Here is a 21,502-nt window from a genome sequence, read left to right as displayed (position 1 = left end):
AAGCACTCCCACGCCTGGCGTGGGAGTGTTCGTTTACAGCGGTGTCGGCTCGTTGCGCGATTTCGGCAGCTCGATCCGCTCGACTTCCCCCGGTACCGTCGGCCAATCCCCGGCCGCCCACTTGCGCCGGGCCTCATCGATCACCGCCGGATCGCTCGCGACAAAATTCCAGTTGATCCGCCGTGGCCCATCCAGTGGCGCGCCGCCGAACAGTACGGCATGACTGTCGCTCTCGGCGAACAGGCTCATCTCTTCCCCGGCCGGCAACACCACCAGCGCATGGGGCTCGACCGCTTCGCCATTCAATTGCACATCACCGCTCAACACATACAGCGCCCGCTCTTCATGTTCGGTCGGGATCAGCAAGGTGGTCGCGGTTTGCATCTTCAATTCGGCATACAGCGTCGGAGAAAGTACCGGCACCGGCGATTCCAGACAAAAGCCTGACCCGGCAATCATGCGGATCTGCACGCCGAGGTTATCGCTCACCGGCAATGTCGACGCCGGGTGATGGCTGTAATGCCCGGGACCTTGTTCGTGATCCTTGGGCGAGGCGAGCCAGATTTGCAGCCCGTGCATCCTGAAGCTTTGTTCCCACAGCGGTTCGGGCGTGCGCTCGACATGGGCGATCGCGCTGCCCGCCGTCATCCAGCTGACATCGCCAGCGCTGACGACTTGATCGGAGCCGAGGCTGTCCTTGTGCTGGATCTGCCCCTCGAACAGATAGGTCAGGGTCGACAGGCCGATGTGCGGATGCTGTCGGATGTTCATCCCTTTGCCTGCGGGATAAACCGTTTCAAGCATGTGGTCGAAAAACACGAAGGGCCCGACGCTGCGGCATTTGGCTGACGGCAGCGGGCGCAGGATCGGCTGGCCTTCGACGTCTTCGGCGCGCGGGCGGATGATCAGGGGTTGGGTGTCCATGGTCCATTCCAGGCTGAGCGGGTGATGCATGGAGCATAACCCGCCGGTGTCGTGGTGGTGATTACTGGCTGTCGAAGCCTTGTGGGGCGTGGGTTTCGATGGTGACTTCGCTGGTGGTCATCAGTTTATGAATCGGGCAGCGATCCGCCACTCGCAACAGCTCTTCGCGTTGTGCGTCGGTGAGCACGCCTTTAAGTGTCAGGGTGACGTGCAGGGCGTATTTGCCTTTCTGCTCCTGGCTGTTGTCGCGTTTGACCTCGACACCGACACCGGTGAGCGGGATGTCTTTTTTCTTCGCGTACAGCTTCAGCGTCAGGGCCTTGCAGGCGCCGAGGGCGGCGTCGAAGTAATCGTGTGGCTCCGGCGCCGAGCCTTCGCCACCGGCAGTCGTCGGGACATCGGCAAACAGTTCGTGCTCATCGATCTGTACGGTGTGACGGAAACCTTCGGCGGAGATGGTATTGACGGTGACGGTCATGTGAACCTCGCAAGCAGTAGGAAAAGTCATTCGATCAAATAAGACCTTGCAGGTATAGAGCATTCCCGCAGGGGCGCGTTCCACTTTCTTGCGGGTGCGCGGCAGGGCGACAGGTTATGCCGCTGAGTCGAAGATTACTTGTGTCGGTGTTTCACTTGCGGGGTTGTTTCAAGATTTTCCAATAACTTCCCATTGATCTTGCAGCGAACGGCGTTCAAGTCCGGCCAATCGACGCTGAATCGTTAATGCCAAGGGTTCGAAGTATTAAGGCCTTTTGATATCACGTTTTGGTCTTACGCAAATTTTCGCCGGGCCGATACCTTCTAAAGCAGCCAGCTGCAGGGTTGATGCAGCGCTTTTGGAAGGAACCAGAGCAATGAGTATCCGTAGTCTCAATATTGCCCCCCGTGCGGGGCTGGGCTTCGGCCTGTTGGCGCTAATGGTGTTCGGCCTTGGCGCATTCGCCTTGCTGCAAATGTCGAACATGCGCGCTCAGTCCGATGAGGTCGACAACAACTGGCTGCCGAGCGTGATGGCGGTGGGTGAAATGAGTCAGGACATGCTACGCCTGCGCGCCCTGACCATGCGCCTGTTGCTCAATCGCGATCCTCAGGCGCTCGATCAGAATGTCGCCAAGCTCAACGAGTTGCGCGGTGTGTTGAGCGAAGCCCAGCAGCGTTACGACGTATTGATCGTGTTGCCCGAGGAGCGGGCGCTGTTCGACCGCTTCAAGGTGGCCGAACACAAGTATCTGGAGCTTCAGGCCCAGGTGATGGCGCTGTCGGCCCAGAATCGGGTGGAAGAGGCGGCGAGCATTCTCAATGCGCAGATGAGTCCGTTGGCCGATGACATCGCGGTCACCCTGAAAGAACTGGTGGAGCTGAACAAGCACAATGCCAACCTCGCCACAGAGGCGGCGCGGCTGGTGTTCATCAATTCGCGGGTCTGGGTCGGGGTAATGATCGGCATCACTGCGCTGATCACCATTGGCCTCGCGCTGCTGTTGACCCGCAGTATCGTGGTGCCGCTCTCGCAATCGCTGGGGGTTGCCGAAGTGGTGGCCGGCGGCGATCTGACCGGTGACATCAGCATCATCGGCAAGGATGAGCCGGCGCGGCTGCTGCACGCGCTCAAGAGCATGCAGCACAGCCTGCGCGACACCATCCGGCAGATCTCGGAGTCTTCCAGTCAATTGGCCTCGGCGTCGGAAGAGCTGAGCTGCGTCACTGAAGATGCCACGCGAGGGCTGCATCAGCAGAGCCTGGAGATCGAGCAGGCTGCAACGGCAGTGAATCAGATGACCGCTGCGGTGGAGGAGGTCGCCAGCAACGCCGTGGCGACCTCCGAGGCGTCGCGCGAGTCGGACCGCATCGCCCAGCATGGCCGTGAGCAAGTGCAGCAGACCGTGTCGTCCATCGAGTTGCTGGCGGACGATGTCACTGCCAACGCCACGCAGGTGGAGGATCTGGCGCAGAAGGTCTACAGCATCAGCAAAGTGCTGGAGGTGATCCGCTCGATTGCCGAGCAGACCAATCTCCTGGCATTGAACGCGGCGATCGAAGCGGCCCGCGCCGGTGACGCCGGGCGTGGTTTCGCGGTGGTGGCCGACGAAGTCCGGGCGTTGGCCCATCGCACCCAGCAATCGACCCAGGAAATCGAGCAGATGATCGGCGGTATCCAGCAGGGCACCGATTCGGCGGTCAGTTCGATGCAGCAGAGCAATGTCCGCGCGCGCTCGACCCTCGATCTGGCGAAAGCTGCCGGGGTGGCGCTGGAGGAAATCGCTTCGGCGTTCACCTTGATCAACGAGCGCAATCTGGTGATTGCCAGTGCGTCGGAAGAGCAGGCTGCCGTGGCGCGGGAAGTGGATCGCAACCTGATGAATATCCGCGATCTGGCGATGCAGACCTCGGCCGGGGCCAATCAGACCAGCGCCGCGAGCCAGGAGTTGTCACGGCTGGCGGTGGATCTGAACAATATGGTGGCCAAATTCTCGGTTTGATCACTGAATGACAGGCGAAAAAAAGCCCCGCAATTGCGGGGCTTTTCGTTGAATCAGCTGCCTTTGACAGGCTTGCCGTTGACCGTGCCGTCGAGGAGCATGATGTTGTACTCCTTGCCGTCGGTTTCGACCTGTTGCAGGCGGACCAGCAGGTAATCCCAGTCCTTGGCGAACCACATCACGGTGGTGCGCTTGCTTTGTGTCGGGTCGCGCACGCGCTCGACCTTGATCGCGTCGATCTTGCCGGCCTTGGTCTCGACTTTCTCGGAGCCCAATACGCGGAAGTCATAGGTATCGACTTCACCGCCGTCGACCACTTGATAGCTCATGGTCTTCTTGCCGGAGGCGACGTCATGCTGCAGTGCCAGCTGGTAAGTGGATTTGTCGACCATGCCACGGTTCAACGGGACTTTTACCGCGTCGCCGCGATCGGTGCCGGTGACCATCTTGGTGGTCCAGTCGAAGTCCAGGTCAGCCTTTTTCGCTTTGCCCAGGCCGCCACGTTCGAAGTGGTAGGACTGCGGGAGCAGGGTGTCCTTGTCCAGGGTCAGGGTGCTTTCTTCGGACAGGCTGGCGATCATCATCGAAGCCTTGAAGGTGAGCTTCCAGACGCCGTTGGCTTCCTTGGTCAGGCTGCGTTCGGCAGTGCCGCTCATGGGCAACTGTTTCCAGTCGGCGGTGTAGCTGGCGGAGAACGGTTGAAGGTCTGCCGCCTGGGCGAATGGCAGGGCGAGCAGAGCGCAAGCGAAGAGCAGGGCGCGACGCATAAAATCTCCTAGTTTCGAATCAAGTGACCGCTGGCCCCAAGTAACTGGCCATCCAGTAAAGCACCTTGCTCGCCGAGGGTCAGCCGTCCTTCGGCAAACCAGCGTACGGCCATCGGGTAGATCAGGTGTTCCTGAACGTGAACCCGTTGCGCCAGACTCTGCGGCGAATCGTGCAACTCTACCGGTATTACTGCCTGTACGACCAGTGGTCCGCCATCGAGTTCCTCGGTGACGAAGTGCACGGAGCAGCCGTGTTCGGCGTCGCCGGCCTCCAGCGCGCGCTGATGAGTGTGTAACCCTTTGTATTTGGGTAGCAGCGACGGGTGGATGTTGAGCAGGCGACCCTGGTAATGACGGACGAAGTCAGCGCTGAGAATGCGCATGAACCCGGCCAGTACCACGAGTTTGGGCTTGAAGGCGTCGATCAGTTCGATCAGGGCGGCATCGAAGGCCTCGCGGCCTTCGAACCCCTTGTGATCCAGCGAGCGGGTGGCGATACCCGCGTCACTGGCGCGTTGCAGGCCGTAAGCGTCGGCGCGGTTGGAAATCACCGCAGCGATGCGGACCGGGCTGTCGCCGGTCCGCGTGCTGTCGATCAGAGCCTGCAAGTTACTGCCGGTGCCGGACAGCAGCACCACGACATCACAGGTTGCGGACATTAATGAGCCTTAAGGTTCTGCAGATCAACCTGGGCAGCGCCTTCGGCGGCAGCAGCGATCTGGCCGATGACCCAAGGCTGCTCGCCAGCGTCACGCAGGGTGTTCAAGGCAACTTCAACGTGCTCCTGAGCCACGCAGATCACCATGCCCACGCCGCAGTTCAGCACGCGGTGCATCTCGGTTTCGTCAACGTTGCCTTTCTCTTGCAGCCAGTCGAAGACGGCCGGGCGAGTCCAGCTGGCCACGTCGACCACCGCTTGAGCGCCTTTCGGCAGAACGCGCGGGATGTTGTCCAGCAGGCCGCCACCGGTGATGTGGGCCATGGCTTTGACGGCGCCGGTGTCCTTGATCAGCTTGAGCAGCGGCTTCACGTAGATGCGGGTCGGGGCCATCAGCAGTTCGGTCAGCGGCTTGCCGTCGAGCTGAACGGTTTCGATGTCGGCGCCGGACACTTCGATGATCTTGCGGATCAGCGAGTAGCCGTTGGAGTGCGGGCCGGACGATGGCAGAGCGATCAGGGCATCACCGGTGGCGACTTTCGAGCCGTCGATGATTTCCGCTTTTTCCACGACGCCGACGCAGAAGCCGGCCAGGTCGTAGTCTTCGCCTTCGTACATGCCAGGCATTTCAGCGGTTTCGCCGCCGACCAGGGAGCAGCCAGCCAGTTCGCAGCCTGCACCGATACCGGTGACGACGGTGGCGGCAACATCAACGTTCAGCTTGCCGGTGGCGTAGTAGTCGAGGAAGAACAGCGGCTCGGCGCCGCACACCACCAGATCGTTGACGCACATGGCGACCAGATCCTGGCCGATGCTGTCGTGCTTGTTCAGGTTCAGCGCCAGGCGCAGCTTGGTGCCGACGCCGTCGGTGCCGGAAACCAGTACTGGCTGTTTGTAGCCGGCCGGGATTTCGCAGAGGGCGCCGAAACCGCCCAGGCCGCCCATGACTTCCGGGCGCGCAGTGCGCTTGGCGACGCTCTTGATGCGTTCGACCAATGCTTCACCGGCGTCGATGTCTACACCGGCGTCCTTGTAGCTCAGGGAGGGTTGCTTGCTCATGATCCAGGCCTTTAGGGGAGGGGATTCAGGGGTAACGACCGAGTCCAGCGGGAACGCCGAAAACGACAGAGGCGATTGCCTCACGCGAAATCGATGTGCCCGGCTGTTGCCGGTCTGCGAAGGCGCGCGATTTTATCAGGCTTGAGGGGCAGCGGCCATCCTCACGCCGACGGGCAGGGGCATATCGACCGAAAAATTTTGCAATTGATGCTTCGGGTGACATCACAGGTGCCTGTATAAGGAACCGTCTATCGTTAGGGCTGTGCAAAAACTTATCGCCAGCGTGTGAATGTTTTGCAACGGCCAGTGGTCACAGGCTTGCTCAATCCGGTTCACGCGGCCTGTTCCAGCCGCTCTTGTCGACAGGAATTCTCCATGCGTTTGTGTAAATTGCTGTTAGTGGGTTGCTTGTCTCTGGTCAGCCTGGCGAGCCAGGCCGAAAACGTCAAAGGTCTTTATCAGGTGCGCGAACCGGTCAACGGCCAGTCGCCGGAGGAGCGTGATCGCGCCACTCAGTCCGCGCTCGACACACTGGTGCTGCGTCTCACCGGCGACCCGAAGGCGCCGCAGAACCCCGGGCTGGCGCCGATTCGCAAAGACCCGCAGCAGATCATCAGTCAGTTCGGCTTCGATGCCGGGCCGCCGGAGGTATTGAAAGTTGATTTCGACCCGGCCGCCACCGAGCAGGCATTGCGCCGTGCCGGGCTGGCGCTGTGGGGGGCGAGTCGGCCGTCGATCCTAAGCTGGTGGCTGAACGACTCCGCCGAAGGCTCAAGCCTGGTGGGCGACGGTCAGGCCAGTGCCGCGCCATTGCGGCGTGCGGCCCAGCACCGAGGGTTGCCGTTGCGCCTGCCGCTGGCGGATCTGAGCGAACAATTGGTCGCGACCGCGCCGACGCTCGAAGGCACCGATCCCGCGCCGTTGCATGCAGCCTCGGAACGCTACAACGCTGATGCCTTGCTCGCCGTGCATGCCCGCGAAGAAGGCGGTCAGTGGCAAGCCAAATGGCATTTGTGGCTGGGCGATCAAAAAGAAGCGGGCAGCGTGCAAGGGGCAGATCAAGCCGCTGTCGCCGATGCTGTGATGCTGGCGGTCGCCGAGCGTCTGGCGCCTCGTTTTGTCGCCAAACCGGGCGCTTCGGGTCAGCAGACTCTGGAAGTGCAAGGCATGAATCTGGAGCATTACGCGACGTTGCTGCGGATGCTCGAACCCTTTGGTGTGCGTCTGCAGAGTGTCGATGCCGATCGCATTTTGTATCGGGTGAACGGCAGTGCCGATCAGTTGCGGGCGCAGTTGTCGCTGGCGAAGTTGCAGGAAATGCCGGCCGAGGCACCGGCTCCGGTGGCTCCGCAACCCGCAGTGCCGGGTGGTGCGCCTGTCGTTGCGCCGGCACCGGCACCTGCGGCGCCGTCGTTGCGGTTTCGCTGGTAGGTTTTTCTTTCATATATAGAAGCAATGGAGTGTTACATGGCCGATACGCGGCGTTGGTTCTGGCTCGGTGGGGTGCTCCTGCTTTGCGCGTTTGTCTGGTTGCTGCATCCGATCCTCACGCCGTTTCTGGTGGCGCTGTTACTCGCTTATCTGTTCGACCCTTTGGTGGATCGTCTTGAGCGACTTGGCTTGTCCCGTACCTGGGGCGTGATTGCGGTGTTTGCCTTGTTCACCCTGATCGTCACCACGTTGCTGCTGGTGCTGGTGCCGATGCTCGCCAAGCAGTTGCTGCGACTGTATGAGCTGGCACCGCAGATGCTCGACTGGCTGCAGCACACGGCGCTGCCATGGGCGCAGTCGAAGCTGGGGCTGTCGGAGGGTTTCTGGAAGTTCGACAAGGTCAAGGCGGCGATCACCGAACACATGGGCCAGACCACCGACATCGTCGGTGTGGTGCTGAGTCAGGCCACGGCCTCAAGTCTGGCGCTGATCGGCTGGTTGGCGAATCTGGTGCTGATCCCGGTGGTGAGTTTCTACTTGCTGCGCGACTGGGACGTGATGATGGCCAAGATCCGCAGCCTGTTGCCGCGTGACCGCGAAGAGCGTGTGGTGGCGTTGGCCGGCGAATGTCACGAGGTGCTTGGCGCTTTCGTGCGCGGCCAGTTGCTGGTGATGCTGGCGTTGGGCGTGATCTATGCGGCGGGCCTGATGATTGTCGGCCTGGAACTGGGCCTGTTGATCGGCCTGATCGCCGGTCTGGCGGCCATCGTGCCATATATGGGGTTTGTGATCGGGATCGGTGCGGCGTTGATTGCCGGGCTGTTCCAGTTCGGTGGTGATCTGTATCCGATGATCGGGATCGTGGCGGTGTTCATGGTCGGTCAGGCGCTGGAAGGCATGGTGCTGACCCCATTGCTGGTGGGTGATCGAATCGGTTTGCATCCGGTGGCGGTGATCTTTGCGATCCTGGCCGGCGGCGAGTTGTTTGGTTTCACCGGTGTGCTGCTGGCGTTGCCGGTGGCGGCGGTGATCATGGTGTTGGTGCGTCACGTCCATGACTTGTACAAAGACTCCGACATTTATAGCGGAGTGGATGATCCGAAGCTGTAAGGCGAGGGAGGGTCGCCCGGTGTATTGCCGGGTTGGCCCGTCTCATGCAGGCAATGCTGGCACTCGTGCGCCAAAGAAACTGTCATAAAACCAGCGTGTTAACGCAAACCTTTGATTTTGCTTGGGGTCTGTCGCATTGTGCGCTCCGCTTCACGGGTATAAACTTCGCACACTTTACACAGAGGCCACTAACGGTTCCTTGGGAACTGTTCAGTCAGCATGAAACCGATTCAGCTGCCCCTAGGTGTGCGTCTGCGTGACGACGCCACCTTCATCAACTACTACCCAGGCGCCAATGCCGCTGCACTCGGCTATGTCGAGCGTCTATGCGAAGCCGACGCCGGCTGGACCGAAAGCCTCATCTATCTGTGGGGCAAGCACGGGGTAGGGCGTACGCATCTGTTGCAGGCCGCGTGCCTGCGTTTCGAACAGATGGGCGAGCCGGCGGTGTACCTGCCGCTGGCCGAGTTGATGGATCGCGGCATCGAAATCCTCGACAACCTCGAACAGTACGAACTGGTCTGTCTGGACGACTTGCAGGTGATCGCCGGCAAGCCCGACTGGGAAGAGGCGATGTTTCACCTGTTCAACCGTCTGCGCGACAGCGGTCGCCGCTTGTTGATCGCCGCTTCAACCTCGCCACGTGAATTGCCGGTAAAACTGGCGGACTTGAAATCGCGCCTGACCCTGGCGCTGATTTTCCAGATGCGTCCTCTCTCCGATGAAGACAAATTGCGTGCCCTGCAATTGCGTGCATCCCGTCGCGGTCTGCATCTGACCGATGAAGTCGGGCATTTTATTTTGACTCGCGGGACCCGCAGCATGAGCGCGCTTTTTGACCTGCTCGAGCAGCTCGATCAGGCCTCTTTGCAGGCTCAGCGCAAGCTGACCATTCCCTTCCTGAAAGAAACCCTGGGCTGGTAAAACCGGGGCTTTCAGCGGGTTTCGGCATATTTCAGGCGCCAGAAAATTCGCTTTCCTGTGCACTGCGCAGGCCGCGTCTCGATTCAAATAGGCTTAAGCGCTTAGATGTAAACGAGAAACCGAGAAGTCACAAAAAGATCGATTGAATTTGCAAATGAGGCTGATAGCGGGCATAGTCTCGGCTTCTTTACAACTATCAGCCACGGTCGTGCCCATGCTAAAGCGCTTCGCACCCCTCGTGCCTCTCGCACTCGTCACCCTGTTGTTCGGTTGCGCTGCTCATTCACCTGTTAATCAAGAGCAGCAACAGGCTAAAAATTCTGCCACCGCTCAGTCTTCCGTTATTTATCAGGAAGAGCTGGACACCGAGAAAGAACTCGCCGCTTTCAACGGCAAGAAGCCTTATCAGCTTCCGGTTCTGGCAGACAGTATTCTTGAACGCGGCATGTCCCTGATCGGTACCCGTTACCGTTTCGGCGGTACCTCTGAAGCCGGGTTCGATTGCAGTGGTTTCATCGGCTATCTGTTCCGCGAAGAGGCCGGCATGAACCTGCCGCGCTCCACCCGCGAAATGATCAACGTGGATGCTCCGCTGGTATCGCGCAGCAACCTCGAACCGGGCGACCTGCTGTTTTTCGCCACCAATGGTCGTCGCGGTCGTGTAAGCCACGCCGGGATCTACCTGGGCGACAACCAGTTCATTCACTCCAGCAGTCGTCGCAGTGGCGGTGTCCGCATCGACAGCCTGGGTGACAGCTACTGGAGCAAGACCTTCATCGAAGCCAAACGCGCTTTGGCGAACGCTCCAACCGTGGTTACCGCTCGCAAGTAATCACGCCTTTGTCGCCACGCTCGTGGCGACAAGCGGTCCTTCAGGGGCAATAGACTTAAACTTTACAAGGTGAAGTTAAAGTCTTACTTGAAGTTTGCCGCGTAGCCGCTAGAATCCTGATCTATATTGATGGCAAACCGCCTGCGTCCCAACGCAGGCGGTTTTGTTTTCTGTCGAATCGGCAGTAAAAGCCGCAGCCAGATCAGGATGTTCTGCTTATGACGATGCCGGCCCGCCTCGCCCTGATGTTCTTCGCAGCGCTGCTCAGCGCTTGCGCCAGTCGCACTCCGCCGCCAGCCCCTGTGGTTCGCGCGCCGATTGTGTTCGGATCCTCCCAGGCTTTTTCTCCCGCTGCCGAAGACGTGCTGTTCCGTGCGCTCGGGCTGGTGGGTACGCCTTATCGCTGGGGCGGCAACACGCCGGACTCGGGCTTCGATTGCAGTGGCCTGATCGGTTTCGTTTACCGCGATGCCGCCGGCATCAGCCTGCCGCGCTCGACGCGCGAGTTGATCGTCATGCAGGCGCCGAATGTCGGCAAGGAAGGGTTGCAGACCGGCGACCTGATCTTCTTCGCCACCAATGGCGGCTCTCAGGTCAGTCATGCGGGGATTTACGTCGGGGAAGGGCGCTTCGTTCATGCGCCGGCCACCGGTGGCACGGTGAAGCTGGACAGCCTGTCGAAGGCGTATTGGCAGAAGGCCTACCTGAGTGCCAAGCGCGTTCTGCAGCCGGAGCATCTGGCGCATAACCCTTAGTCATTCGAAGCACTAAAATTCCTGTGGGAGCACATTGGCTCCCACAGGTTTTTTTGTTTCAGGGTCGGGCTACTTGGCCGCTGACACTCGCCATACCTTGTTCCCCACATCATCCGCCACCAGCAGAGCACCTTGCGGGTCGATCACCACGCCGACCGGGCGACCCAAGGCGTTTTCATCTTTATCGAGGAAGCCAGTCAGCACATCCACCGGCGTTCCGCTCGGTTTGCCTGCGGCAAACGGGACGAAGATTACCTTGTAGCCACTGTGCGGCTTGCGATTCCACGACCCATGCTGGCCGATGAACGCGCCCTCCTTGAATTGCGCTGGCAACGCGTTGCCCTCGGCGAACGTCAGCCCCAGTGAGGCGGTATGCGGCCCGACGGCGTAGTCGGGAGCGATGGCCTTGGCCACCATCTCCGGGTTCTGCGGTTCGACGCGGACATCGACATGCTGGCCGTAATAGCTGAACGGCCAGCCATAAAATCCGCCGTCCTTGACCGAGGTGATGTAGTCCGGCACCAGGTCGCTGCCGATCTCGTCCCGTTCGTTCACTGCTGTCCACAGCGCGCCGCTTTTGGGTTCCCAGGCCAGACCGTTGGGATTGCGGATGCCCGAGGCGAAGATCCGGTGATTGCCGGTCGCACGGTCCACTTCCCAGATTGCCGCGCGGCCTTCTTCCTGATCCAGGCCGTTTTCGCCGACGTTACTGTTCGAGCCGACTGTGACGTACAGCTTGCTGCCGTCCTTGCTGGCGATGACGTTCTTGGTCCAGTGATGGTTGAGCGGGCCGCCCGGCAGATCCACGACCTTGATCGGCTGGTTCTTGATCTCGGTTGCGCCGGGCTCGTAGTGAAAGCGCAGCAAGCGGTCGGTGTCGGCGACGTACAGATCGTTGCCGACCAGGGTCATACCGAACGGAGAATTCAGATTTTGTAGAAATACCGTGCGGGTTTCGGCCACGCCATCGTGATCAGCGTCGCGCAACAGGGTGATGCGATTCGGGCTGGGAACCCCGGCGCCGGCACGGCCCATGATTTTCTTCGTCACCCAGCCACGTATCCCGTTGCCATCGTCCGGTTTCGACGGGGCATTGGTTTCCGCCACCAGCACATCGCCGTTCGGCAGCACGTAGAGCCAGCGCGGGTGATCGAGGTTTTCGGCGAATGCGGCCACTTGGGTGCCTGCGGCTGGCGTTGGTTTCGCACCCGCCGGCCAGCCGATCGCCGGGGCGATGTTCACCGTCGGGATCAGGGTCTTGTTCGGTTCGGGCAGTTTGGGGGACGGGCCGGTGCCGTCCGAGACTTGCAGGCTGGAGGATTCACCACAGGCGGTGAGCCCTCCGGCGAGTGCGATGACGAAAACGAGGTGGGGCTTGCGCATTACTGATCTTCCCTATGAATGCATTCCTAATCATAGAGAAGTACACAAGCCCGATGGTTCAACCGCTCAGCCGCGTGCCTCCTTGAACAGTACGGCAATGCCGGGGTGGTAGTTGCCGGCCTCGCTGCGCAATTTGCGATAGGCGTAGGGGAAATACCAGGCGACGGCGCAGGTGTGTTCCTTTTGCAGGTCGTCGACCATGTCCTGCAGTTCCTCGGGGCTGGCGCTGTGCTGGGCTTTCTGTGGGGCGACGAACAGGCAGCCGAGCTTGAGATCGCTGGCGTAGCTGATGCGCTTGGCGTCGCTGGTGATATCGGCCAGGGCCTGGGTCAGATTCAGGCTGTTGACGCGCGGCCAGCGTTGCGTCGCCTGGATGTAGGCGCGATCTTCGGCGCCGGCCAGGAACAGGTCGGCGCGGGCATTGCGCTCGCCTTCCTCGTTCTGCTTGCGGGTGGCGGTGTCGCGCAGGGTGACCAGTTCGGCCATCCACGCGGCGGCGGACAACAGGCCGAGGTTGGCTTTTTCGTCATGCCAGTACGGCGTGTCGTTGTCGCCGCGCACGGCGTTGTAGCGGTCGATACAGTCAAACCAGCGTTCCAGCACCGGGCGCAGGAATTCCAGCCGCGGATTGCTGATGATCATGCCTTGCATGGTGCTCTCCCTTGTTATTGTGATGTGCTCTCTGCATTCAAAAAGCATGGCTCTTTGATATCACTGCTGACAGTGTGGCACAAGATTGGCGTCAGATAATTGATCGACGGCAGTTATTCGCTTTCAGGGGGCCTCTTCATTTGACGCTCCACCCCCAACCCTCTAACCTTCGCGGCTTGTTTCAGGTGCTCTGTGACCGCTGTCGACAGAGTGAAACAGGGAAGCCGGTGAGGATGGTCTTCAAGCGAAGAACCATCACGATCCCGGCGCTGCCCCCGCAACGGTAAATGAGTAAAAGCTGCGTCCGATGCCACTGCTGCAAAGCGGGAAGGCGCGCAGCCAGGTCAAGGCCGCTCATGAGCCCGGAGACCGGCCTGATCCATCCAGCGGCATCACGGTGGGCGATGCCAGGCTTGTTGCCGTCTATTCTTGTGCCTGCCCGCCGTTATCCAGCCTCAACGGAGAGCTCCCCCATGACTGATTCCCCCGAACGCGACGAGCGCCACCTGGCGCGCATGCAGCGCAAAAAAGCCGTGATCGACGAGCGCATCGCCAATTCGCCAGACGAATGCGGCCTGGTGCTGGTGCTGACCGGCAATGGCAAAGGCAAAAGCAGCTCGGCGTTCGGCATGCTCGCCCGCGCCATGGGTCACGGCATGCAGTGCGGCGTGGTGCAGTTCATCAAGGGCCGCAACAGCACCGGGGAAGAGCTGTTCTTCCGCCGCTTCCCCGAGCAGGTACGTTTTCATGTGATGGGCGAAGGTTTCACCTGGGAAACCCAGGATCGCCAGCGCGACATCGCCGCTGCCGAAGCTGCATGGGAAGTGTCCCGCGAACTGCTGCGTGATCCGTCGATCGGTCTGGTGGTGCTCGATGAGCTGAACATCGCTCTCAAGCACGGTTACCTCGATCTGGATCAGGTGCTCAGCGATCTGCAGGCCCGTCCGCCGATGCAGCATGTGATCGTCACCGGCCGCGCTGCCAAGCCGGAAATGATCGAGATGGGCGACACCGTCACCGAAATGGGCATGATCAAACACGCCTTCCAGGCCGGTATCAAAGCGCAGAAAGGCGTCGAACTTTGAATCAACCACGTCACTGCCCGGCGGTATTGATCGCCGCGCCGGCCTCCGGCCAGGGCAAGACCACTGTCACCGCCGCGCTGGCCCGTCTGCACCGCAATCAGGGGCGCAAGGTTCGCGTATTCAAATGCGGCCCGGACTTTCTCGACCCGATGATCCTCGAGCGCGCCAGCGGTGCGCCGGTCTATCAACTGGACATGTGGATGGTCGGCGAGCAGGAAAGTCGACGTCTGTTGTGGGAAGCCGCCGCTGAAGCCGATCTGATCCTGATCGAAGGCGTGATGGGCTTGTTCGACGGCACACCGTCGAGCGCCGACCTGGCGCGGCATTTCGGCGTGCCGGTACTCGGCGTGATCGACGGCACGGCCATGGCCCAGACGTTCGGCGCGCTGGCGCTGGGTCTGGCGCGCTATCAGCCGGACTTGCCGTTCGCCGGCGTGCTGGCCAACCGCGTCGGCACCGTGCGCCATGCGCAGTTGCTCGAAGGCAGTCTCACCGAGGGCTTGCGCTGGTATGGCGCGTTGTCCCGGGAAACCGGGATCGAACTGCCAAGCCGCCATCTCGGTCTGGTGCAGGCCAGCGAACTCAATGACCTCGATGTGCGCCTCGACGCCGCCGCAGAAGCGCTGGCCAGCACTTGCGAGGTAGCGCTGCCACCGGCCGTCGAATTCGCCGCGCCTGAAATCGTCAAGACCGAAAGGCTGCTCGACGGCGTGCGGATTGCCGTCGCCCGAGACGAGGCGTTTGCCTTCACCTATGGCGCCAGTCTTGATCTGTTGCGGGCGATGGGTGCGGAGCTGAGTTTCTTCTCGCCGATCCGCGATACGCAATTGCCTGAGGCCGACAGCTTGTACCTGCCTGGCGGTTATCCGGAATTGCATCACGTGGCCTTGTCGCAGAACACCGACATGCTCAAAGCGATCCGTGCGCATCACGCCGCCGGCAAACCGCTGCTCGCCGAATGTGGCGGCATGTTGTATTTGCTGGATTCGTTGACCGATGTCGAAGGCACCCGCGCTGATTTGGTCGGCCTGCTGAGTGGCGATGCCGTGATGCAGAAACGTCTGGCCGCGCTGGCCTTGCAAGAGGTCGACATGCCGGAAGGCCTGTTGCGCGGCCACACCTATCACCATTCCCTGACCACCACCGAACTGACACCCATTGCCCGTGGCCACAGCCCCAATGGCGGGCGCGGTGCCGAAGCGGTGTATCGGGAAGGGCGGATGACCGCCTCGTACGTGCACTTTTACTTCCCGTCGAATCCGTCCGCGATTGCCGCACTGTTGGTGCCATGACCGACAACGCATTCACTGAAACCGAGCGCGAAGCGGTCTATCGCGCCATCGCCGAACGCCGCGACATGCGCCACTTCAGCGGCGGCACGGTCGAGCCTGAATTGCTGCGCCGATTGCTTGAAGCCGCACATCAGGCGCCGAGCGTCGGTCTGATGCAGCCGTGGCGCTTCATCCGTATCAGCGACCGCGCGCTGCGTGGCCAGATCCAGAACCTTGTTGAAGAAGAACGTGTACGCACCGCCGAAGCCCTCGGCGAGCGCAGCGACGAGTTCATGAAACTCAAGGTTGAGGGCATCAACGACTGTGCGGAAGTGTTGGTCGCAGCCTTGATGGACGATCGCGAACGGCACATTTTCGGCCGTCGCACGCTGCCGGAAATGGACATGGCCTCATTGTCCTGCGCGATCCAGAACCTGTGGCTGGCGGCGCGCGCCGAAGGTCTGGGCATGGGCTGGGTGTCGCTGTTCGAACCACAGGCGCTGGCCGATCTGCTGAAACTGCCGGCCGGGGCCAAGCCGCTGGCGGTTCTTTGTCTGGGCCCGGTCAAGGAATTCTATCCGGCGCCGATGCTGGTACTCGAAGGGTGGGCGCAGGCGCGTCCGCTCAATGAGCTGCTGTATGAAAATTTCTGGGGAGTGAGTCAATGAGTGTGGCGTTGTTGAGTGTCGCCGCGGTCGCGCTGGATGCGCTGCTGGGTGAACCGAAACGCTGGCATCCGCTGGTGGCGTTCGGCAATTTCGCCGGGCGCATCGAGCAACGTTTCAATAGCGGTGGTCGCGGCTGGCGCAGCCATGGCGTCACCGCGTGGGTGATCGCGGTGCTGCCGCTGACCCTGCTCGCCACGGCATTGTCCTGGGCGCCGTACGTGGGCTGGGTGGTCGAGATTCTCGCGCTGTATTGCGCCCTCGGCATGCGCAGTCTCGGCGAGCACGTCGAGCCGGTGGCCAAGGCCCTGCGCAGCGATGATCTGGAAGAGGCGCGCAAACGCGTGGGTTATCTGGTCAGCCGTCAGACCAGTGAGCTGGACAGCACCGCTGTCGCCCGCGCCGCCACTGAATCGGTACTGGAGAACGGCAGCGATGCAGTGTTCGCCGCACTGTTCTGGTTTGCCGTGGCCGGTGCGCCGGGCGTGGTGCTCTATCGTCTGAGCAATACGCTCGACGCGATGTGGGGCTATCGCAACGAACGTTTCGAGCGTTTCGGCTGGGCGGCGGCGAAGATCGACGACGTCCTCAACTACATTCCTGCGCGGCTGGTGGCGTTGACCTACGCGCTGCTGGGCAAGACCCGACTGGCGCTGAAATGCTGGCGCACCCAGGCGCCGAAATGGGACAGCCCGAACGCAGGTCCAGTGATGGCCGCCGGCGCGGGTGCGCTGGGCGTCGAGTTGGGCGGGCCGGCGATCTATCACGGCGAGCTGCACGAGCGTCCGCAACTGGGCGAAGGCACGCCAGCCGACGCCGATTCCATCGATCGCGGCTGGCAATTGGTCCAGCGCGGGGTATGGTTATGGCTGCTGATTCTCTGCGTGGGGGCTGAATTCTATGCTTGAGCACGGTGGCCGGCTGCGCAGGGCGGCGCTCGAATACGGCATCGCTGAAGAAGACTGGCTCGACTTGTCCACTGGCCTCGCGCCATGGCCGTTTCCGGTTCCGGACATTCCGCTGCGTGCCTGGGCGCGCTTGCCGGAAACCGATGACGGCCTGGAGCAGGCGGCGTGCGACTACTACGGTGCCGCGCAAGTGTTGCCGGTGGCCGGTTCGCAGATGGCCATTCAGTTGCTGCCGCGTTTGCGTCGGGCTGGCAAGGTCGGTGTGCTGTCGCCGTGTTATGCCGAACATGCCGAAGCCTGGCGGCGCAGTGGTTACATCGTGCGCGAGGTGCTGGAGCAGGAAGTCGATTTTTTCCTCGACAGCCTCGACGTGCTGGTGGTGGTCAATCCGAACAATCCCACGGGCCTGAGCCTGACCCCGGCGCGCTTGCTCGACTGGCATGCGCGGCTGGCCCAGCGCGGTGGCTGGCTGGTGGTCGACGAAGCGTTCATGGACAACACGCCGCAGTTGAGCCTGGCTCCGCATGCACATCAGGTTGGTCTGATCGTGTTGCGTTCGTTCGGCAAGTTTTTCGGTCTGGCCGGTGTGCGGCTTGGGTTTGTGCTGGCCGAGCGCAAGTTGCTCCGGTTGCTGGCCGAGCAGGTCGGGCCCTGGGCCGTCAGCGGGCCGACCCGCGTGTTGGGTCAAACCTGCCTGCAAGACACCGAAGGTCATACCCGCCAGCGGATCCGCAGTGACGAGGTCAGTGAACGGCTGGCTGCGCTGCTCGAACGCTACGGCTTCAAACCTCAGGGTGGTTGCGCGCTGTTTCAGTGGCTGATAACCGAACACGCTGCCGCGCTGCACGAGTTCATGGCCCGCCGGGGCATTCTCCTGCGCCTCTTCGCGCACAACAGCAGCCTGCGTTTCGGCCTGCCCGCCAACGCCGCCGATGAAGTGCGCCTTGAGCAAGCCCTGCAAGCCTTCGCCCTGGACCGCTCTATGGAAAATCAACCAGCATGACCACATTAATGGTGCAGGGCACCACCTCCGACGCCGGCAAAAGCACGCTGGTGACGGCGCTGTGCCGCTGGGCAACCCGCCAGGGCGTTGCCGTGGTGCCATTCAAACCGCAGAACATGGCGCTCAACAGCGCGGTGACTGCTGACGGCGGCGAGATCGGCCGGGCACAAGCGGTACAGGCGCAAGCCGCGCACCTTGAGCCACACACCGACATGAATCCCGTGCTGCTCAAGCCGAATAGTGACACTGGCGCCCAGGTCATCATCCACGGTCGCGCGGTTACCAGCATGAACGCTGTCGCCTATCACGACTACAAAGCCATCGCCATGCAGGCCGTGCTCGCCTCTCACGAGCGCTTGAGCACTGCTTATCCGTTGGTGATGGTCGAAGGCGCGGGCTCGCCGGCAGAGATCAATCTGCGCGCCGGCGACATCGCCAACATGGGTTTCGCCGAAGCGGTGGATTGCCCGGTTTTGTTGATTGCCGACATCAACCGTGGCGGCGTTTTTGCCCATCTGGTGGGCACGCTGGAGCTGCTGTCGCCGAGTGAGCAGGCGCGAGTCAAAGGCTTCATCATCAACCGTTTTCGCGGTGACATCGCCTTGCTGCAACCGGGCCTCGACTGGCTGGAGCAGCGCACCGGCAAACCAGTGGTGGGCGTGCTGCCGTACGTGATGGACCTGCATCTGGAGGCCGAGGACGGCATCGATCAGCGCCAGACCGACAAGGCCGAGCAAGTCTTGAAAGTGGTGGTGCCGGTGCTGCCGCGCATCAGCAACCACACCGATTTCGATCCTCTGCGACTGCATCCTCAGGTGGATCTGCAATTCATCGGCCCGGGGAAAGCGATTCCGCCGGCCGATCTGATCATCCTGCCGGGCTCGAAAAGCGTGCGCAGCGACCTTGCGTATCTGCGCGCCAATGGCTGGGAAACCGCCATCAGCCGACATCTGCGTTACGGCGGCAAGCTGCTGGGAATCTGCGGCGGTCTGCAAATGCTCGGGGAGCAGGTCCATGATCCGTTGGGCCTTGAAGGCGCGCCGGGTTCCAGCGCCGGTCTGGGCTTGCTGGCGTTTGAAACGCAGCTCGAAGCCGAGAAGCAATTGCGCAATGTGCGCGGGCGTCTGGCGCTGGAAGATGCCGAGGTTAGCGGTTATGAAATTCATGCCGGCGTGACCACGGGAGCTGCGCTGGAAAACGCCGCTGTGCATCTGGATGACGGCCGCTGTGATGGTGCGCAAAGTCTCGATGGACAGATTTTCGGCACCTACCTGCATGGCCTGTTCGAATCGCCGGCGGCCAGTGCGGCGCTGTTGCGCTGGGCCGGTCTGAACGATGTGCAGGAAGTGGATTACCACGGCCTGCGCGAACGCGACATCGAGCGGTTGGCGGATCTGGTGGAGAAGCATCTGGATACCGGGCTGTTACGTGAACTCTGTGGAATGTCCCTATGCTCCAACTGATCCTCGGCGGCGCCCGCTCCGGCAAAAGTCGCCTGGCTGAAAAACTCGCCACTGACAGCGCGCTGGCAGTGACGTACATCGCTACCAGCCAACCGCTGGACGGTGAAATGAATGAGCGCGTCGCTCATCACCGCGCGCGCCGTCCCGCCGAATGGGCGCTGATCGAAGAACCGCTGGAACTGGCCCGGGTCCTGCGCGAAACCGCCAGTGCCGAACGTTGCCTGCTGGTGGATTGCCTGACCCTGTGGCTGACCAATCTGCTGATGCTCGAAGACGCCGAACGTCTCGCTGCCGAACGCGAAGCCCTGCTCGAATGCCTGGCGTCGCTGCCGGGTGAAATCATTTTTGTCAGCAACGAGACCGGAATGGGTGTCGTGCCGCTGGGCGAATTGACTCGCCGCTACGTCGATGAAGCCGGTTGGCTGCATCAAGCTCTGGCCGAGCGTTGTCAGCGAGTCGTCCTGACGGTTGCCGGCCTGCCCCTGACTTTGAAAGGACCTGCGTTATGACCCAAGCCTGGTGGCTGAACCCGTGCAAACCGGTGGATACGGACGCCGTTGAAAACGCGGCGGCGCGTCAGCAGCAATTGACCAAACCTGCGGGCTCCCTCGGGCAGCTCGAATCGGTGGCGGTGCAACTGGCCGGGTTGCAGGGCCGGATCAAGCCGCGCCTCGATCAGGTCTGGATCGCGATTTTTGCCGGTGATCACGGCGTCGTAGCCGAAGGGGTTTCCGCGTTTCCGCAGGAAGTCACCGGACAGATGCTGCTGAATTTCGTCAGCGGCGGCGCGGCGATCAGCGTGCTGGCGCGGCAACTGAGTGCGCAGCTGGAAGTGGTGGATCTCGGCACCGTGACCCCGTCGCTGAATCTGCCGGGCGTGCGCCATTTGAATATCGGCCCGGGCACGGCGAATTTCGCCAAGGGCCCGGCGATGACCTCGGCCCAAGGCGAGTTGGCCCTGCAGGCCGGCCGCGACAGCGTGCTGCGCGCGAAGGCGGCGGGTGCGCAACTGTTCATCGGTGGCGAAATGGGCATCGGCAACACCACGGCTGCCAGTGCGCTGGCCTGTGCGCTGCTCGATTGCCCGGTGGTTCATCTGACCGGTCCCGGCACCGGGTTGAATGCCGAAGGCGTCAGCCACAAGGCGCAGGTGATCGAGCGGGCGCTGGCGCTGCACTCAGCGCAGCGCGGCGATGCGTTGCAGACTCTGTTCAATCTCGGTGGCTTCGAGATTGCGGCGCTGGTGGGCGCGTATCTGGCCTGTGCTCAGGAAGGTGTGGCGGTGTTGGTGGACGGATTCATCTGCACGGTTGCGGCGTTGGTGGCGGTGCGGCTGAATCCGGCCTGTCGTGAATGGCTGCTGTTCGGGCATCGCGGTGCGGAACCGGGTCATCGTCATGTGCTGGAAACCCTCAGTGCCGAACCGCTGCTCGAATTGGGCCTGCGTCTGGGCGAGGGCAGTGGCGCGGCGCTGGCGGTGCCGTTGCTGCGTCTGGCCTGCGATCTGCACGGCCAGATGGCGACCTTCGCCGAAGCCGCGGTAGCGGATCGCCCGGCATGACCTTGCATCTGGACCTGCTGCGCCATGGTGAAACCGAACTCGGCGGTGGCCTGCGCGGCAGTCTCGACGATGCACTGACCGAAAAGGGCTGGGCACAGATGCGCGAGGCGGTGATCGGGCAGGGGCCGTGGGATCGGCTGGTCAGTTCGCCGTTGCAGCGTTGCGCGCAATTCGCTGAAGAGTTGGGTGCGCAACGGGATCTGTCGGTATCTCTGGACAAGGATCTGCAAGAGCTGCATTTCGGTGCCTGGGAAGGGCAGAGCGCGGCGGCGTTGATGGAAACCGATGCCGAAGCGCTTGGGCTGTTTTGGGCAGATCCGTATGGGTTTACCCCGCCGCAGGGGGAGCCGGTCAGCGATTTTTCTGCGCGGGTGTTGGCGGCGGTCATGCGCTTGCACGCGGCTCATGCGGGGGAACGGGTGTTGCTGGTCAGTCATGGCGGCGTCATGCGTCTGTTGCTGGCTCGTGCCCGTGGGTTGCCCCGTGAGCAGTTGCTCAATGTCGAAGTCGGTCATGGCGCGTTGTTTTCGCTGATCGTCGAGGCTGATGGTTCGCTCAAGGAAGTACGCTGA

General features: G+C 61.8%; 22 protein-coding genes and 1 riboswitch. Of the genes, 15 read left to right on the top strand and 7 right to left on the bottom strand.

Annotated features, from left to right (window positions below; translation table 11 throughout):
• Positions 1 to 33: 33 nt before the first annotated feature.
• On the bottom strand, positions 34 to 924 hold the full coding sequence (locus tag AC1RME_RS07390) for a pirin family protein (RefSeq protein WP_493090897.1): 891 nt from the start codon (positions 922 to 924) through the stop codon (positions 34 to 36).
• Between the two features lie 61 nt (positions 925 to 985).
• Positions 986 to 1,402 (bottom strand): OsmC family protein, encoded by a 417-nt coding sequence (locus AC1RME_RS07385; protein ID WP_096822982.1) that lies wholly within the window; start codon positions 1,400 to 1,402, stop codon positions 986 to 988.
• Between the two features lie 376 nt (positions 1,403 to 1,778).
• On the opposite strand from AC1RME_RS07385, the gene AC1RME_RS07380 reads away from it, so the two are divergent.
• Positions 1,779 to 3,404, top strand: a complete 1,626-nt coding sequence (locus AC1RME_RS07380) for a methyl-accepting chemotaxis protein (RefSeq protein WP_096822983.1) — start codon at positions 1,779 to 1,781, stop codon at positions 3,402 to 3,404.
• 53 nt (positions 3,405 to 3,457) lie between these two features.
• Here the strand turns inward: AC1RME_RS07380 and AC1RME_RS07375 are convergent, their stop codons facing one another.
• Genes AC1RME_RS07375 through purM form a run of 3 tightly spaced genes read right to left on the bottom strand, consistent with a single transcriptional unit; the run spans position 3,458 to position 5,888 of the window.
• Positions 3,458 to 4,171: a DUF3108 domain-containing protein gene (locus tag AC1RME_RS07375; RefSeq protein WP_096822984.1), complete on the bottom strand. Its 714-nt coding sequence runs from the start codon at positions 4,169 to 4,171 to the stop codon at positions 3,458 to 3,460.
• Between the two features lie 8 nt (positions 4,172 to 4,179).
• On the bottom strand, positions 4,180 to 4,830 hold the full coding sequence (gene purN, locus AC1RME_RS07370; RefSeq protein WP_273537039.1) for a phosphoribosylglycinamide formyltransferase: 651 nt from the start codon (positions 4,828 to 4,830) through the stop codon (positions 4,180 to 4,182).
• Complete coding sequence (gene purM / locus AC1RME_RS07365) at positions 4,830 to 5,888, bottom strand: phosphoribosylformylglycinamidine cyclo-ligase (RefSeq protein WP_027614051.1); 1,059 nt, start codon at positions 5,886 to 5,888, stop codon at positions 4,830 to 4,832. The genes purN and purM overlap by 1 nt, the downstream gene beginning before the upstream one ends.
• Positions 5,889 to 6,263: 375 nt before the next feature.
• Between purM and AC1RME_RS07360 the strand changes: the two genes are divergently transcribed.
• From AC1RME_RS07360 to AC1RME_RS07340, 5 genes are all read left to right on the top strand, one after another.
• Positions 6,264 to 7,319: a DUF2066 domain-containing protein gene (locus AC1RME_RS07360; RefSeq protein WP_493090894.1), complete on the top strand. Its 1,056-nt coding sequence runs from the start codon at positions 6,264 to 6,266 to the stop codon at positions 7,317 to 7,319.
• A 36-nt stretch (positions 7,320 to 7,355) separates the two neighbouring features.
• Positions 7,356 to 8,429 carry an AI-2E family transporter gene (locus AC1RME_RS07355; protein ID WP_096822987.1) on the top strand — a complete coding sequence of 358 codons (1,074 nt, stop codon included), beginning with the start codon at positions 7,356 to 7,358 and terminating at the stop codon, positions 8,427 to 8,429.
• 219 nt (positions 8,430 to 8,648) lie between these two features.
• A complete protein-coding gene (hda, locus tag AC1RME_RS07350) occupies positions 8,649 to 9,353 on the top strand; it encodes a DnaA regulatory inactivator Hda (RefSeq protein ID WP_025111852.1) in 705 nt (234 codons plus the stop codon).
• Between the two features lie 214 nt (positions 9,354 to 9,567).
• On the top strand, positions 9,568 to 10,185 hold the full coding sequence (locus tag AC1RME_RS07345) for a C40 family peptidase (protein ID WP_096822988.1): 618 nt from the start codon (positions 9,568 to 9,570) through the stop codon (positions 10,183 to 10,185).
• 218 nt (positions 10,186 to 10,403) lie between these two features.
• Positions 10,404 to 10,940 (top strand): C40 family peptidase, encoded by a 537-nt coding sequence (locus AC1RME_RS07340; RefSeq protein ID WP_096822989.1) that lies wholly within the window; start codon positions 10,404 to 10,406, stop codon positions 10,938 to 10,940.
• Positions 10,941 to 11,009: 69 nt separating this feature from the next.
• Here AC1RME_RS07340 and AC1RME_RS07335 read toward each other — a convergent pair whose 3' ends face one another.
• Complete coding sequence (locus AC1RME_RS07335) at positions 11,010 to 12,323, bottom strand: PQQ-dependent sugar dehydrogenase (RefSeq protein ID WP_493090890.1); 1,314 nt, start codon at positions 12,321 to 12,323, stop codon at positions 11,010 to 11,012.
• A 66-nt stretch (positions 12,324 to 12,389) separates the two neighbouring features.
• Positions 12,390 to 12,974 (bottom strand): hypothetical protein, encoded by a 585-nt coding sequence (locus AC1RME_RS07330; protein ID WP_085710581.1) that lies wholly within the window; start codon positions 12,972 to 12,974, stop codon positions 12,390 to 12,392.
• A 166-nt stretch (positions 12,975 to 13,140) separates the two neighbouring features.
• Positions 13,141 to 13,366, top strand: a riboswitch (cobalamin riboswitch).
• Positions 13,367 to 13,447: 81 nt separating this feature from the next.
• Between AC1RME_RS07330 and cobO the strand changes: the two genes are divergently transcribed.
• The 9 genes from cobO to cobC are packed head-to-tail and all read left to right on the top strand — an operon-like array spanning position 13,448 to position 21,502.
• Entirely contained in the window at positions 13,448 to 14,059 is a 612-nt protein-coding gene (cobO, locus tag AC1RME_RS07325) for a cob(I)yrinic acid a,c-diamide adenosyltransferase (protein WP_007950401.1), read from the top strand.
• Positions 14,056 to 15,351: a cobyrinic acid a,c-diamide synthase CobB gene (locus AC1RME_RS07320; protein WP_493090886.1), complete on the top strand. Its 1,296-nt coding sequence runs from the start codon at positions 14,056 to 14,058 to the stop codon at positions 15,349 to 15,351. Before cobO ends, AC1RME_RS07320 begins: the two co-directional genes overlap by 4 nt.
• Positions 15,348 to 15,998, top strand: a complete 651-nt coding sequence (gene bluB, locus AC1RME_RS07315) for a 5,6-dimethylbenzimidazole synthase (RefSeq protein WP_102620380.1) — start codon at positions 15,348 to 15,350, stop codon at positions 15,996 to 15,998. The genes AC1RME_RS07320 and bluB overlap by 4 nt, the downstream gene beginning before the upstream one ends.
• On the top strand, positions 15,995 to 16,903 hold the full coding sequence (gene cbiB / locus AC1RME_RS07310; RefSeq protein ID WP_102620381.1) for an adenosylcobinamide-phosphate synthase CbiB: 909 nt from the start codon (positions 15,995 to 15,997) through the stop codon (positions 16,901 to 16,903). The genes bluB and cbiB overlap by 4 nt, the downstream gene beginning before the upstream one ends.
• Positions 16,896 to 17,906 (top strand): threonine-phosphate decarboxylase CobD, encoded by a 1,011-nt coding sequence (gene cobD / locus AC1RME_RS07305; protein WP_096822995.1) that lies wholly within the window; start codon positions 16,896 to 16,898, stop codon positions 17,904 to 17,906. Before cbiB ends, cobD begins: the two co-directional genes overlap by 8 nt.
• On the top strand, positions 17,903 to 19,369 hold the full coding sequence (locus AC1RME_RS07300; RefSeq protein ID WP_493090880.1) for a cobyric acid synthase: 1,467 nt from the start codon (positions 17,903 to 17,905) through the stop codon (positions 19,367 to 19,369). Before cobD ends, AC1RME_RS07300 begins: the two co-directional genes overlap by 4 nt.
• Entirely contained in the window at positions 19,357 to 19,878 is a 522-nt protein-coding gene (gene cobU / locus AC1RME_RS07295; protein WP_096822997.1) for a bifunctional adenosylcobinamide kinase/adenosylcobinamide-phosphate guanylyltransferase, read from the top strand. The genes AC1RME_RS07300 and cobU overlap by 13 nt, the downstream gene beginning before the upstream one ends.
• Positions 19,875 to 20,930 (top strand): nicotinate-nucleotide--dimethylbenzimidazole phosphoribosyltransferase, encoded by a 1,056-nt coding sequence (gene cobT / locus AC1RME_RS07290; RefSeq protein ID WP_493090878.1) that lies wholly within the window; start codon positions 19,875 to 19,877, stop codon positions 20,928 to 20,930. Before cobU ends, cobT begins: the two co-directional genes overlap by 4 nt.
• Positions 20,927 to 21,502, top strand: coding sequence for an alpha-ribazole phosphatase family protein (cobC, locus tag AC1RME_RS07285; protein ID WP_493090876.1), 576 nt, complete (start codon positions 20,927 to 20,929; stop codon positions 21,500 to 21,502). The genes cobT and cobC overlap by 4 nt, the downstream gene beginning before the upstream one ends.

The sequence above is a fragment of the Pseudomonas sp. GW822-FHT03F08 genome (genome assembly GCF_058801265.1).
This window is presented reverse-complemented; position numbering and strand designations above follow the sequence as displayed.